Source organism: Streptomyces sp. NPDC001532, assembly GCF_040298625.1.
Taxonomy (GTDB): Bacteria; Actinomycetota; Actinomycetes; order Streptomycetales; family Streptomycetaceae; genus Streptomyces.
In genome coordinates this window covers 36,314-50,047 of the sequence record NZ_JBEPAL010000058.1, presented here as the reverse complement: position 1 = coordinate 50,047, position 13,734 = coordinate 36,314, and the positions used below count along the sequence as shown (strand labels likewise).

The following is a 13,734-nucleotide window of genomic DNA, read 5'->3' as shown; positions in this document are numbered from 1 at the left end:
CGCCGCGGTCGTCGGGGGGGGGGGGGGCGGGGGGGGGGGGGGGGCGCCGCGCCCCCCCCCCCGCCGCCTCACCTGCTGCAGGCCGCCACGAGCGTCACTCGTAGGGAATGACCACCACGGATGTGTCGCTGCCGGTGCGCAGCAGGGCGCTCACGTTGCCGATCGCGCTCCAGACCTCCAGCCGCACCGTTCCCCCGCTCAGGTTCCCGAGGGTGCCGGTCGCGGCCTTCAGGCCACGGGTCTGGTTGTACTCCTCCCAGCCCGTCACCGGGTCGGTGGCGAAGTAGTGGTAGGTCTCGGTCCGGTCGAAGGTGCCGTCTCCGGTGAGGTCGTAGCTGATGCGGGCCTGCTGCCCGAGGCCGACCGCGGTGCGGGCGTCCACCGGAAGGCGGAACGCGGTGGACGCGCCCGCCTTGAGGGTGGCGTTGACTCCCTTGGCCTCGTAGACGAGCGGCTTGTTCGGGGTGCCGTCGTGGTTGCCGCCTTCGGCCGACGGAATGGTGTCGCTGGTGTCCGTGCCGCCGGTGGCCGTGGTCAGGATGCCGCCGGAGCGGAGCTGGAAGGTGTTGCCGGTGGACGGCCCGGGGTCCCCGCCGCCGGTGTCGGTGCCCGTCCCGGTCGCGGTGGAACGCGCGGGCACGGTGAGCTTCTTGCCGTCCGAGAAGGTGACCGTGCGTGCCGTGGAACCGTGATTGTGGGCGGCGTAGGTGCGGGTGCCGTTCTTGGTGAAGACCGCGGAGGTGGGCAGGTCGCCGGTCACCGACGGGTCGGGTGCGCCGAGCGCGTCGAGGGCGGTGATCCAGTGGTACGTGTGCGCCTTGGACTCGCCCTGCTCCGGGGTGTATCCGGCGTTGCCGGCGTCCCACTTCGCCTTCGCGGTGGCCGGGTCGGCCAGCGACTGGAACTCCCAGAGGATGTCGCGCCATTCGACGGCGGGTCCGCCGTTCTCGCGCTCCATCTCCGCGATGTTGCGCCGGATCGCGTTCTTGTACCCGGCCAGGTGCAGGGAGCCGCCCGCGGTCACGGGCAGGACGTTGATGCCGTGGATCTCCTCGGGGTTGGCCGTCCACCAGGTGGCGTACGCGCCGCCGCTGCCCCAGACCATGCCGACCGTGTCGTGAGCGAAGGAGCCGGGGAAGACCTGCTGGTCGGCGTCGAACCAGTACTGGGCGATCGCCTCGCTCTCGGTGGCGAGCAGGTAGCTGCCGAGGTCGCGCAGCTGGGTGTTGCCGGTGGCCGAGCCCCAGAGCACCAGTGCCGCGCTGAGGTTGGTGGACTCCGAGGAGGATTCCTGGTTGTTGCCGGCGGCGAAGCCCTGGTGGCCTGAGGCCCAGCTGTGCCCGGCGTAGACGTCGAAGCCGCGCAGGAACGGGAAGGCGCTGTCGGTGCGGCTGGGGTTGGCGGTGTCGCGGACCAGGGCGTTGACCATGCCGCCCCAGGCGGAGTCGGCGGCCCAGGAGGCGTCGTACTGGGCGACGATCGCGGCGGCGTACACGTAGTAGCCGTAGTGGAAGTGGTGGTCGTTGAGCTCGGCGTCGCTGCCGTAGGAGGCGGGGTAGCCGATGAGGGTCTTCCAGTCCCTGTCGTACGAGAACTCGCTCGCCCCGCCCGCGGTGAACCACTCCTGGAGGCGGCCCTTGAGCTGGCCGACGAGCTTGTCGCGGACCGCGGTGTCACCGATCTGGTCGGCGAGCGGCACCAGTTGGGCGAGCTTGCCCAGCGCCTTGCCGGTCCAGTAGGTGTCCGTGGCCCCGGAGAACGGGTCGGAGGAGTTGGCGACCTCGGACAGGTAGGTGCGCAGCCGGGACGTGTCGACCGCGCTGGTCCTCGGCAGCCCCGGCAGGACCGGGGCGGCGTTCTGCCGGGTGGTGAAGGACGTGCCTTCCCGGACCTTCATGGTGCCGCGGGGAGAGACGTAGGTGTACGGCGTCAGGGCGTCGGTGGTGTGGAGCCACTGGTGCCGGTAGAGGGCCTGGAGGGCGCCGCGCTCGGTGCCTTCCTTGGCCTCGGTGGTGAGCCGGTACGTGGCGCCGACCGTACCGCCGGAAGCGCTCCAGTCGACCTGCGATCCGGTGACGAAGCTGAAGGCGTACTTGCGGAAGGTGGCGAGCGCGTCGGTGGAGGGCAGTACGGCGAGGGAGAAGTAGTCCTTGCCGCCGAGGCCGGCGGTGATCGTGGTGCCGGAGATGTTCCAGTCACTGCCGGTCGGCGCGAAGAGGGCGTAGTGGTGGCCGCCGACCGTGATGCCGACGACGTTGCCCTGGTCGGAGAAGACGGTCGGCGTGGCCGCGGTGGTGATCTGGGCGTTGCCGCCGGAGCCCTGGGCGTAGACGAAGGGCAGGCCGTGACCGATGGTGGTGCGCAGGGTCCGGCTGCCGTCGGACCAGTACGGGGTGACCGTCCAGTCGGACCAGGCATCGGCCTTGGTGTCGGGCGAATTGAGTCCGCTCAGGCCGAGGGTGAGGTCGCGCTTGTGCGCGTACTCGTACTGGCGGCCCTCGCCCACGACGGCGGGGCTGGTCGGGTAGCCCACCTCCAGTCCGCCGGAGACGGCCTGGTACGTGAGCGGGTGGCCGTACATGGGCGTGGAGTACGGGTTGTCGCCGTATCGCTGGAAGGCGAGGGACGACCACCAGTCGTTGGTCGGCACGGGCTTGCCCTTGGCCGCCTGCGTGACCTTCGGGGTGACCGGCGCGCCGGTGTTGGTCGTGGGGCCTGTCGTGCCCGACGGCCGGGTATCGGAGTAACTCCCGGCTCCCACAGGGACGGTGGCGGCCGCCGCAGGAGCCGCGGCCGGGCCGAGACCCACGGCCGCCAGCGCGGCGGTCAGTACCACCGCGGCGGCCGGCCGTGATCGAGGAGTTGGCATGGGGTGCACCTCGTGTCGTCGAGAGGGACGGGCTCGTCGGCGGCGGCCGCGACAGCCGGGGGCGCCTGCCCTGGAGTCGCGGCGGAACCGTCGTGGGGAGAGTGGGAGAGCCCGGCTGAGAGCGCTCTCAGATGGCGGAAAAGTAAGACTTCTGAAATCGCTTGTCAATAGATCGCACAGTCCGCGGCACCCAGGGGCGCGAATGGGAAACATTGCCATCCCTCAACCTCGCCGTCGGTTCAAGTCTTGACGGAACAGAAGTTGTCCAGATGCGCCTCCTGGAGGGCCTGAAAGCGCTTTCAGCCTGTGAGCATCCTGCGTGTCATGGTTGGTCCGCCAACCGGCGCAGGCCGCAGAGCCGTCAGGCGTTCCCGGCGGCAGCAGCCTCGACCTCGCCATCCTGACGGTCTTCCGCGCGGTGCTCGCCGGCGTTTGAGGCTGCCGCTACCGCGAGCAGCGCGCCGAAGGGGCACCCATCAGGAGACGCCACCCAGTTCGCCGAGCACCACAGCGCGGCGGCCGGGCCGGCTCACCGTGAAGGACCAGCACAAGCCTTTTCAAAGACGGCATATGGGTGCGGCCCAGCACGGCGGTAGGTAGGTCTTTGAGAGCGTCGACGATCTGGACCTGGCAGGTGACCGTCGCAGGAGGTCCGCGCGGGTGGCGGTGGTTTTGTCTCACGGGTCCCCGGTGCAGGCCAGACAGGAGTGATCGTCCAAGGGAGTGCGCAGGCAGGCGTATCCAGCGTCGTTGTGGCGGTCCTTGGAGCACCTGACAAAAGGCGTTGAGCATGACGGTGGGTGATGAGGCGGACGACGAGGCCGGGGAAGGCTTCATGGATGTCGTCGCGTCGTTCCCAGCGGTTGCGCAGGCGGCAGAAGCCGTGCACCCAGAAGATGGTGCGTTCGACGACCCAGCGGAAGACCCGGACGACCGAGAACCCGCCCGGACACCGTCCTGGCGGACCGCGCGTACTCATCCCGCGCGATCCGGAATCACCTCCGGCGACGCGGGATCCGCGCTGTCATCCCCCAGCCGTCCGACCAGGTCGGCCACCGATTACGGCGAGGCAGTGCCGGAGGCCGACCTCCCGCCTTCGGCGCCGAGGCATGTAAGCAGCGCAACGCGGTCGAGCGATGCATCAACCGGCTCAAACAGCGGCGCGGCCTGGCCATGCGAACCGACAAGCTCGCCATCGCCTACCAGGCCGCACTCCACTCGCCGCCATCCACATCTGGGCCCGGCGGTAAACCGCCGTCAGCGATCGACCGTCCAACGGGCGTCCGCAGGCCAAGAGCCCGTGCCAATGATCCGCTTCACGAGCCTGAACGCCTCACCGATGGGAACGGTGTCCTCATCCGGGTACTCGTCCTCCTGCCCGTTGCAGAGGACGAACCCGCCGCTCGACCCCTGAGCCCCGGGGTCCACGGCATGCTCGCCGGGATCACCTTCGCTTTCGAGCAGCATCACCATCGCACGCTCGGCATTCGTCACGAAGACCAGAGACCGGCCGGACGAACTGGTCAACCACGTCTCAAGCTGCCCCCTGTCGATCCTCGACCGAAGAGCCTCCAGCACCACGTCGGACGAGACAGGCGCAGGGCTGTCGCCATTGATCACCCAAGACTCGATCACGAGCACGACGATCTCACGAACGGTTCAAGGAGACGGTCTCAGGAGCTGCCTCCCTGGTGTTCAGTCACGGGACAGTGCCGGTCGGGTGCCGGACCTGATGTATCCGCCCGATGAGTTCCGCGCATTGCATGCCCCCTCACAAGGTAGGTTGCACCGCCTCTATGATCGACCGGCCGCAGAACGACAACGGGTGGAGGGCGTGATGCCTGGTCAGGTCGCCGCAGTGAGCCGTAACGAGGTGTACTCGTTCAGCAAGCCCAATCGCGATTCCATCACGTTGCTCACGGGGCTCGGCGTGGAAGGAGACGTTCACGCAGGTGAGACGATCCGCCACCAGTTCCGCATGACCTACGAGCCGGACCTGCCCAACCTGCGCCAGGTCCACCTGATGCACGAGGAACTCTTCGACGAACTCGCGCTCAAGGGCTTCGAGGTATCCGCGGGCCAGCTCGGCGAGAACATCACCACGCGCGGGGACGACCTGTTGGGCCTGCCCACCGGCGCTCTGCTCCATCTCGGGGAACAGGCGGTGCTCGAGGTGACAGGACTGCGCAACCCTTGCTCGAAGATCAACGACTTCCGCAAGGGGCTGCTCGGTGAGGTCTTCGCCATGGACCCCTTGTCCGGCGAGTTCATCTTCAAGTGTGGCGTCATGGCTGTCGTCCGGCGCGGAGGGACCGTCCGCCCCGACGATGCCATCCGGATCGAGCCCCCGCCCCTCCCTCACCGCCCGCTGGAACGGGTCTAGGTTTTTGCTTTCGTGGTCATCGGCGTGCCCAGATGGGGATGACGGCGAGGTGGCGTGCGGCGTGGTAGGCGATCGCGAGGTTGTCCGTTCGCCTGGCCAGGCCTCGCCACTGCTTGAGGCGGTTGATGCACCGTTCGATGGTGTCGCTGCCGCCCGGTAGGCGTGCTTCCAGGTCCACCTGGCCACACGAGCGCAGTGCGGTGAAGTGATCGGTCAGACCCGCAACGTCGGAGCCTCACTCACGCCACCTGCCGAGGACTCGCTCCACCAGGTACAGCCCTCGCCCACCAACACCCCACCGGCACAGGTGAGTTGGGCAGGGTTTATCTTCTCGGCCATGGATCATCAGGGAGAGTTTCGTCGGGCAGCGCTTGAGTTGGGCATCCCGGACGACGAGATCAGGAGGTTCAGCCAGCACCTTCGTCTGTCGATCGGATTGTCCGTGGGCGGTGGTTCTCCGGTCGGGCAGTTCGGTGGGCTGCCCCGGCTTCCGGTGGGCATGACGTGGCCGTCCGCCGGGGACATTCCGTTGCCGTTGCTCCTTTCCGTCGACTGTGGGGCGCTGCCGAGAATCGACGGCTTCGACCTGCCGCCGGACGGGACGCTGCTCTTCTTCGTGAACCAGGAGATGGACCATGAGGACGGTTCCGGCAGGTACGCGCGAATCGTGTACGTACCGGACGACACCGCAACCGCGGTCGCGGAAGCCCCCAGCTCCGAGTGTGTTCGCGAGCAGCTCGACGTCAGCGCCGAGCTCAGAGCCGAACTGCCCCTTTGGCTCCAGGAGGGCGACGAGGACGAGGACTGGCACGAGTTCTGGGAGGATCTCGATTGGGACGACATGTCGCCCTTCCAGCAGCAGTTGGTCCGGTACATGGAGCGTGACCTGCCCCACCTGGACGAACTTCGGGCTTTGGCCCACAACCTCTGGCCGTCTGGCGCCGGCGTTGTCATCGGCGGGTATGCCGATGATGAGGTGATCAACAGCATTGCGGAGCAGACCCTCGCTGGACGCGATAAGGCAGGCGAGATCCCAGCCATCCCGATCGCGAAATGGTATTCCCACCTGGAGGAGGAAAAGCACCGGTTGACGAGCGAATGGATATCGCTCGCCAGTGAAGCCAGGGTCTACGAGGAGTACCGCACGAGTTTCGTGATCCGCCACGACGACTTGGCCGCCGCTCGGGTGGACAAGGCGCTAGCCGTGACCAATTTCGAGGCCCCGTGACCAGGTTCGACACATCTCTACGACTGGGAGGGGGCTGGCGAAGGCTGTCCAGGCGTCCGCACCGCTGTCCACGACCGGATCGGTAGGGTTCTTGCTGTCGCGGACGGGAACGGTGGGGCAGGCGTCGCTCTGGGCTACCTCCACACGCTGAGGCGGGAGTACTCTGCCGGGAGGCGTCCGAATGCCACGGCACTCGATGATGTTCACCGCCGACCCGCCCCGGGGACATTCCGCGTCCGAGCCCGAACAGCGTCTTGAAGCCGGACTTTTCACCGGCACGCTGCCTGGGCCGCTCACTGCCTGCAACGCTCAGTGTCTGCAACGTTGGTGTCTGCGCCGCTCGGTGCCTGCGCCGCTCGGTGCCCGCGCCGCTCGGTGCCCGCGCCGCTCGGTGTCGTCGGGACCAGGCGACCTCGGCGCACCGAGGAACCATGGGTGATGGTGCCCACCACTGCGCGTCCGCCCCGGCGAGGGCGGTACAAACCACCGTCACCACACGCCCCGGGAGTTGCCGCGCCCTCCCACCCAGTGGGAACCGAAGCCGGCGGATCGCCACCCGTCACACGGTCCCATGAGACCTCGAGAATGAGCGCGGCCGTCGGGTCCGCCTCGGCGGTGGCCGGCCTGCCCCTTCGCCGGCGACATCCGGCAGAGCGACGTCGACACATCCGCCCGCCGCGGGGAGCTGCTCCAGGACCACGACCCGCACCGCTAGCGGACCCAGCTCCACCGCGGCGCCGCCTGTCTCACCGCCAGAGCCGGACCCGACGGGGGCTTCCCGACCTGGATCGAGTCGCAGGCGATGACCCGGATCTCGGCGTGACCGCGGGCGCAGTCCTCACTCTGCTCCCGCACGGGCAGGGCCACCGACCGTTTCCGGTCGTCGCCCACCTGCCGGGGTTTGCGGTACGAGTTGACGGATCTCGGAACTCCCGCAGCGCTGTGGCGGAATGCCGATCTCACGCAGGTGGACCTGGCGGCTGACCGGGTTCAGGCCGCCTGGGCCGGCGCCCGGGAAAGGGCTCGGTGTTCCGCGGACCCACCCAGCGGTCGTGGTGCTCGCCCGCTCCCCCGCATGTCGGGGGCCAGCACCTCGGGCGGAGCCTGCGCTGGCATGATTCACCGCATGAATGAGGGTGGGGAAGCTGTAACCGATCAAGCTCCGGTGTCGCTCACGAAGACCCCGAAGAAGGGCTGGCGACGCATACCGGTGTGGGCTGCTGTCGGCGCTGCCGTGACCGTCGCCGCTGGTGTCACGCTGTGGGTATGGGCTCCATGGGTCGACCGCAGCCCGTTCACCGCCTACACGGTCGGAGTGCAGGACGAGGAGCACACCGGTCCGGGCTCGACACCGGACAGCTGCATCCGCACCGCCGCCTCCGAGGAAGAGACCGTCATCTACGACGAGGACGGCAAGAGGCTGGCTTCCGGACGCGCTGAACGAGAAGGCGAGCGCCTGGGGCCCGAGTTCGGAGAGTGGGCTGGGGACTGCCTGATCGTGACTCGAATCGACGGGGTTCCCGGAGGCTTTGGAACGTATCTGACCGAATGGGGCGGAGGCAGCCGCAACGAAATCTCGGAAGAGGAGCTGCGCCTTTCTTCGGATCAGCAGCGCGAGCGGTTCAAGACGATGGACAAGCCGGAGTAGCCCGCGTCCGGTCCAGTACCCTCCCGTGTGCCTGGAGGCTGTCGCCGCCGAAGTCAGCAGCCGACCAACGCGAAACGCCCGGCCGGGAAATCCCGGCCGGGCGCCCCGCCGAACTGCCGGCGACAGCGAGTCGATCACTGGTGCGGCAACGGTCCCGGGAACCCGCGTTCCCTCCCCAGGGCGACACGCGGTGTGCCCAGGACCTGCGAAGGACGTCGGTCGGCCCGCACCGGGAGGGATCGCCGGCCCCGATGCCGCCGGAGGCTCAGTGGATCTTGAGCCCGTCGATGCTCACCCCGCCCGGGTGATTCGGGAAGATGTAGGTGGTCCACTTCCCGATCGGGACGTCAGGCTGCCACCTTCCGTCCCCGTGCCACTGGACGACGTTGTTGCCTGTCGAGAGGTGAACCAGCCACGCGGGCCAGTAGCCCCCCGTCCACGTCATCGACCCGGCGTTGGCATAGCACCACTCGCGGTTGTTGCCGCCGGACTTGTCGTGCGCGTAGATCTTCAGGAAGTCATCCCTGAGGCCGCATTCGACCATGTCGATCGCGGACGCTTGCGGCGTGGTGGCGACGGTGATCGAGGCCGCCGCCGCAAAGGCCGTCAGTGCGGACAGGACCATCCTTTTGACTCTCTGGCTCATGCGAGTTCTCCTTTGTAACTTGGAAACGCTGCGACTTGGTGACGCAGGGGCGTGGACGGAGCGGCCGGCAGGGAGGGGTCGCCTCGCGTGGCTGCCCGGCTGTGACGCAGTCAGTGCTCAGTTGCGTGGTCGTTCTCCTTCTCCGAGGTTCCGACCGGAGCCGCGCAGGAGGTGAGACCTGCGCGGGGCATGAGGATGGAGATCCCTCTCAGGCCGTGGGGGACCCGGCCAGGAGGCGTGCTGCCAGGTCGACCCGATCCCGGACTTGTTTCCGGTAGTCGGTCAGAGCGTCGGCATTGGCGGAGATGAGCTGCTGCTGGTAGCCGGCGAGGACAGCGAAGTAGACGGCGGCCAGCCCCGATGACCGCGTACAGGACTCGTCGGCCGTGGCCGCGGCGATCTCCTTCGCCGTCGGCTTCTCGGTGTTCCAAGGACCGTCGGCCACCTGCTCGGGGGCGTCGGCCGGGTGCCCCTCGGAGCCCATGCAAGCCGACCAGCGTGCACGCGCGGCGCCGACCCGGCTGTCCGTGGCCGCCTGCTGCAACGACTGGCCGAACAGGTCCTGGGTGAGTTTCCAGCCCTTGGTGCCGACGAGGGACGGCAGTTGCTCGTCCGCCTCGTCCCAGCAGGCGTTGTAGTCCTTCAATGCCTGGCCGACCGGGCTTTTCGTGGCCGGGAGCGGCACTGCGACGTGGAACCCGATGCGCTTCGCGGTCGCACTGCCGATGTACCCCCAGGCGCCGGCCGGGTGGATCGCTTCTCTGTCCTCTCGCGTTCTTGCGGCGGTCCGAGTCCTCTTCTGGCCTGGATGGCCTCCGGATCCCAGGTTCTTCATGCAGCGGGTGACCAGTGCCTCGTTCGTCCGGTACAGCAGGACGTCGTCCTGCTCGGAGGTGCCATAGGCGGACAGCGGGAGACCCGTCAGACCGTCGTATCCCGTGGCGGGCGCTGTCGGAGCGGCAGCGATGGCCGGCGGGGTCGGCGCCACCTGCGCCGCGCTGTCGGCGAGGCCCGCAGAGCAGCCGGTGGTCAGCAGGCCGGCAGCGATCGCCATGACGGAGGTCGCGCTCACGGTGGGCCATACCGCTCGCCGCGTGCCGGGGGTGACTCGGACGGTTCTCATGCTGCACTTGCCCTTTCCAGGAGCAGGAGCCCGGTGCCAGCCGCAGGGAGGTCGACCGGTTCTCGTCGGATCGGCCGGCCCGCGGGACCTGAGATCCGCGACGTGGCGTGCGGTGCCAGGTACGCGGACGGCAGGCATCGGTGTGCTTCTTGGACGGATGCGTTCGCCACCCGATCGGGGCGGATGTGACAAGTAGACTGCTCGTCACGATCGATGCCCAGGCAGAACAGCAGGCACAAGTACCTCAGGTACAAGGTGCCTGCGCGCATACCGGCGGGGAAGCGGACGTTGGACAGTTCGTTAGGGGCGCTCTTACGGCGCCTGCGGCATGACGCCCACATGACCATCGAGGAGTTGTCGAACGCTTCCGGGGTGAGCGTGCGAGCGATCGGCAACCTGGAGCGCGGTGAGAGCCTCGGGCCGCAGCGCGCCACGGTGATCGCACTCGCGGACGCGCTGCGACCGACCGGTGATTCTCGCGACGAACTGCTGCGGGCCGCCCGCGCCGGCCGGCGCCGCAGCCCGGCACCGGCCCCGGGGCTGATGGCGATGCCGCGCGCGGTGCCCGACTTCACCGGCCGTGGCCAGGAGGTGCGCTGGCTGGCCTCTTACACGGACGGTTCGCCGGACGAGTCGGCGCCCATCGTCGTGATCTCCGGCCAGCCGGGGGTCGGCAAGACCAGCTTGGCCGTGCACGCCGTCGGTGAGCTGTCGCACCGTTTCCCCGACGGGTGCTTCTTCGTCGACCTGCGCGGCCTCGAGACGCGGCCACTGGAGCCCGGCGTCGTTCTGGAACGGCTGCTCCGCACCCTGGCGCCGCACCACAATCGGCTGCCGCTCGATTTAGGTGACCGGGCCGCCCTGTACCGGTCCGTGGCCGCCGAGCGCCGGTTCGCCGTGGTGTTGGACAACGCGGCGGACGAGGCCCAGGTACGTCCCTTGCTACCGGCGACCGGCGCGGTCCTGACAGTGATCACCAGTCGTCGGCTGCTCACCGGCTTGGAGGGCGTGGCCCGGCTCCCGCTGCCGCCGCTGCCTGACGCGGAAGCCCGCGACCTGCTGGAGCAGCTGATCACCGGCCCAGCCGGTGCCGGCCGTGCCGCCGACGCGGTGTCGCGGCTGGCACACTCCTGCGGCAACCTCCCACTGGCCCTGCGGATCGTCGGCAACCGCCTGGCCAGCCGCCCCGACTGGTCACCCGACCGGCTCGCCGCCCGTCTCGAGAACGAGGAACGCCGTCTGGACGCACTGACCGCCGGCGACCTGGAGGTCACCGCGGCGTTCGAGCTGTCCTACACACAGCTCTCCGGCGCCGCGCAACAGCTCTTCCGGCGGCTGTCCCTGATGCCGGGACCGCACTGTGGCCCTCAACTCGCTTCAGTGCTGGGAGGGTTGCCGGACGCCGACACGGAGGACGCCCTGGACGAGTTGGTCGAGCTCGGTCTGGTCCAGTCAGGTTTCACCGCGCGCTACCGGCTGCACGACCTCATCCGGATCTTCGCCCGGCGGCGACTGGAGCAGGAGGAGCCCGAAGCCGAGCGCGCCGGAGTCGAGGCACGAGCGGTGGATTGGCTGCTGGACACGGCGATCACGGCCGGCCGCCGGTTCGAACCGGACTACTACGAGGCCCGCCCCGAGCGCCGGGACGACCGCGTGCGGCTGGACACCCCTGAGGCCGCGCAGCAATGGCTGATGACCGAGGCTGACGGCTGGCTCGCCGCGCTGGAACTGGCTGCCGCCACCGGAGAGTGGCGACGGGTGATCGACGTGGCCGAAGCCATGCACTGGTTCTCCGACCGCTGGATCCACTGGGGCTACTGGCCCCGTGTGTTCACCCTGTCCAGCGACGCCGCCGCCGAGTTGGCCGACCACACCGCCGCCGCGACGCACCTGAACTACCTTTCCTGGGCGCACAACACCTGCCTCGGCGACACCGCGGGGGCGAGTGACTGCGCCCGTCGGGCCCACGCAGAAGCGGTCATGGCCGGGGATCTGCGACAGCAGGCGTGGGCCGACTCCTACCTGGCGGTGGCGCTGTTGAAGGCCGGGGACGCCCACGGCGCGCTGCCACTGGCCGCCCGGGCGCTGCGAGGGTTCCGCACCGTGAACGACCGAGAAGGCATGGTCAGTCATGCGCTGTCCACCCTGGGCAGGGCGCTCGAGCGCACCGGCAAGCCCGACGAGGCGCTGTGGGCCTACCGGCACCGGCTCACGCTGGCGTCCGACCCGGCCACCGCACCATCGCCCGTGATCGCGGCGATGACACGGGTGTCGGCGACCCGCGACATCGGCCTGCTGCACATCACGCAGGGAAGGTGGCGGGAAGCGGTGGAGACACTCGAGCCGGCCGTCGGCTGGGAAGCGGCATCGAACATTCCTCAATGGCAGGCGCAGATGTACGCCGCGCTCGGCCGGGCGCGCCAAGAACTAGGGCAGACCGCGGGCGCGTCGGCCGACATGGACCGCGCTATCGCGATCTACCAGAAGATCGGTGACGACGCCGCGACAAAGGCCCTCCAAGCCCTGCGCAACGGTGTGGGCCCGGACCCGAGCACGGGGTCGACCAGGGAGACGACAACGACGTCGAGGACGCGGGGAAGCTCGCCGCCGAGCACGGGCCCGTGATCCACAAGCCGTTCCGCGGCCTGCCCACGGGCGAAGACGGGCACACCAGCGCGATCCGGGCCCGGCGCAGGACGGCATTCTCGACGATCTCGGCTGGTGGGAGGCGGTCGAGCGGGTGCCGCGGCACGCCTACGTGCTCGGCTTCCAGCTGCCCGCCGGCCAGCGCGGCGCCGCCGGTGAGCGAGGCCGGCACGGTCAGGAGGTGACGCCGAACGTCCTTCGGGCGCCGCGGTCACACGGCCGCGCCGAAGCCCGGTCAGGCTGAGCGCTCCCGCCGGGTGGACTCCAGCACCGAAGTCAGGAAGCGGCGCACCGTCGGACTCGGGCTGACCCGCACGCACCTGTGCGGTCACTCGTACGGCGCCTGGCTGGCCGTCAGATACGCACTGCACGCACCGCAACGGGTCGACCGCCTGGCTTTGGTCGATCCCACCCAGGTCTTCGCCGGGTTCCGCACCAGCTATCTGCTGCGTGCCCTGCCCACTCTCATTCGCCCGAGCCAGGCCCGTGCCCGCGCTTTCCTGGCCTGGGAGACGGCAGGTGTCCACCCGGAGGGGACCTGGCAGCGCCTCTACGCGCTGGCCACCACTGTTCCGGCCGCAAGATCGTGACCGGCGGCCCGCTCCGGACCCCGGCCTCCGTATGCCGGTGCTGGTCCTGCTCGCGGAGCACAGCCGCGCCCACCACGCAGTCAAGGTCGCCGACGCAGCCCGCCGGACACTCCCGCGAGGCGAGGTTGTCCTGCTCCCCCGAGCCACCCACCACTCCCTGCCCCTCACCGCGCCGCAGCAGCTGAACGACCGGCTGATGGCCTTCCTGCGCTGACCGCGAGCCAACGCCACGGCCGTCACGTCTCCGCGCCGGTGATCACACCACTGTGTGGAGGGAGCCACGCGCATACAGATCGGCCGGTGACGCCACACGCTCCTGCTGGACGTCTCCCTCGCACTGACTGCCGGGGTCGGTGGACGCGTTCAGCACGCGCAGAATGTCTGCCACGCCCCCTGAGCCGCCTGGACGCTGGGCGCCAGTGCCTGTTCGGTTTGCTCGGTGTCGGTCTTTGGTCCGTCCGCCAGACATTCAGGCGACGGATAACCAGCCCAAGGTGTTCCGCTGCGTCCCGATCGCCGTGGATCGAAAGGCTGGCTCAGCGCGAAAGCGGCGGCGACGGCCGCGCCGAGAGCGACCGCGACCGCGACCGCGACGACGACG

At 69.2% G+C, this 13,734-nt stretch carries 11 protein-coding genes and 3 pseudogenes; 7 read left to right on the top strand and 7 right to left on the bottom strand.

The features are described 5' to 3' along the window. Window positions 1–94: 94 nt before the first annotated feature. Both ABT232_RS34870 and ABT232_RS34865 read right to left on the bottom strand, forming a co-directional pair. Window positions 95–2,869, bottom strand: coding sequence for a glycosyl hydrolase (locus tag ABT232_RS34870; RefSeq protein WP_351847831.1), 2,775 nt, complete (start codon window positions 2,867–2,869; stop codon window positions 95–97). Between the two features lie 778 nt (window positions 2,870–3,647). Next, window positions 3,648–3,791 (bottom strand): annotated as a pseudogene (locus ABT232_RS34865) (IS5/IS1182 family transposase); the annotation flags it as partial. Here ABT232_RS34865 and ABT232_RS34860 point away from each other — a divergent pair. Further along, a pseudogene (locus ABT232_RS34860) lies at window positions 3,773–4,119 on the top strand (transposase); the annotation flags it as partial. The pseudogenes ABT232_RS34865 and ABT232_RS34860 sit on opposite strands and share 19 nt — an antisense overlap. 7 nt (window positions 4,120–4,126) lie before the next feature. Here ABT232_RS34860 and ABT232_RS34855 read toward each other — a convergent pair. Further along, window positions 4,127–4,504 carry a hypothetical protein gene (locus ABT232_RS34855; protein WP_351847829.1) on the bottom strand — a complete coding sequence of 126 codons (378 nt, stop codon included), beginning with the start codon at window positions 4,502–4,504 and terminating at the stop codon, window positions 4,127–4,129. A 202-nt stretch (window positions 4,505–4,706) separates the two neighbouring features. Between ABT232_RS34855 and ABT232_RS34850 the strand changes: the two genes are divergently transcribed. After that, window positions 4,707–5,252 carry an MOSC domain-containing protein gene (locus ABT232_RS34850; protein WP_351847827.1) on the top strand — a complete coding sequence of 182 codons (546 nt, stop codon included), beginning with the start codon at window positions 4,707–4,709 and terminating at the stop codon, window positions 5,250–5,252. 16 nt (window positions 5,253–5,268) lie between these two features. On the opposite strand, the pseudogene ABT232_RS34845 reads toward ABT232_RS34850, so the two are convergent. Beyond that, window positions 5,269–5,397 (bottom strand): annotated as a pseudogene (locus tag ABT232_RS34845) (IS5/IS1182 family transposase); the annotation flags it as partial. A gap of 192 nt (window positions 5,398–5,589) precedes the next feature. Here ABT232_RS34845 and ABT232_RS34840 point away from each other — a divergent pair. Beyond that, window positions 5,590–6,480, top strand: coding sequence for a DUF1963 domain-containing protein (locus tag ABT232_RS34840; protein WP_351847824.1), 891 nt, complete (start codon window positions 5,590–5,592; stop codon window positions 6,478–6,480). Here the strand turns inward: ABT232_RS34840 and ABT232_RS34835 are convergent. Continuing rightward, on the bottom strand, window positions 6,451–6,624 hold the full coding sequence (locus tag ABT232_RS34835; protein WP_351847839.1) for a DUF397 domain-containing protein: 174 nt from the start codon (window positions 6,622–6,624) through the stop codon (window positions 6,451–6,453). The two genes, ABT232_RS34840 and ABT232_RS34835, sit on opposite strands and share 30 nt — an antisense overlap. 970 nt (window positions 6,625–7,594) lie before the next feature. On the opposite strand from ABT232_RS34835, the gene ABT232_RS34830 reads away from it, so the two are divergent. After that, on the top strand, window positions 7,595–8,128 hold the full coding sequence (locus ABT232_RS34830) for a hypothetical protein (RefSeq protein WP_351847821.1): 534 nt from the start codon (window positions 7,595–7,597) through the stop codon (window positions 8,126–8,128). Between the two features lie 265 nt (window positions 8,129–8,393). Here the strand turns inward: ABT232_RS34830 and ABT232_RS34825 are convergent, their stop codons facing one another. Together ABT232_RS34825 and ABT232_RS34820 are read right to left on the bottom strand one after the other, a co-directional pair. Continuing rightward, window positions 8,394–8,774: a beta/gamma crystallin domain-containing protein gene (locus ABT232_RS34825; RefSeq protein ID WP_351847820.1), complete on the bottom strand. Its 381-nt coding sequence runs from the start codon at window positions 8,772–8,774 to the stop codon at window positions 8,394–8,396. A 208-nt stretch (window positions 8,775–8,982) separates the two neighbouring features. After that, on the bottom strand, window positions 8,983–9,846 hold the full coding sequence (locus tag ABT232_RS34820) for a hypothetical protein (protein ID WP_351847817.1): 864 nt from the start codon (window positions 9,844–9,846) through the stop codon (window positions 8,983–8,985). 264 nt (window positions 9,847–10,110) lie between these two features. Between ABT232_RS34820 and ABT232_RS34815 the strand changes: the two genes are divergently transcribed. The 3 genes from ABT232_RS34815 (at window position 10,111) to ABT232_RS34805 (ending at window position 13,347) form a co-directional block, all read left to right on the top strand. Then, window positions 10,111–12,522 carry an ATP-binding protein gene (locus tag ABT232_RS34815; RefSeq protein ID WP_351847815.1) on the top strand — a complete coding sequence of 804 codons (2,412 nt, stop codon included), beginning with the start codon at window positions 10,111–10,113 and terminating at the stop codon, window positions 12,520–12,522. Between the two features lie 278 nt (window positions 12,523–12,800). Next, complete coding sequence (locus ABT232_RS34810) at window positions 12,801–13,133, top strand: alpha/beta fold hydrolase (protein ID WP_351847812.1); 333 nt, start codon at window positions 12,801–12,803, stop codon at window positions 13,131–13,133. 31 nt (window positions 13,134–13,164) lie between these two features. Further along, a complete protein-coding gene (locus tag ABT232_RS34805) occupies window positions 13,165–13,347 on the top strand; it encodes an alpha/beta fold hydrolase (RefSeq protein WP_351847809.1) in 183 nt (60 codons plus the stop codon). Window positions 13,348–13,734 lie beyond the last annotated feature (387 nt).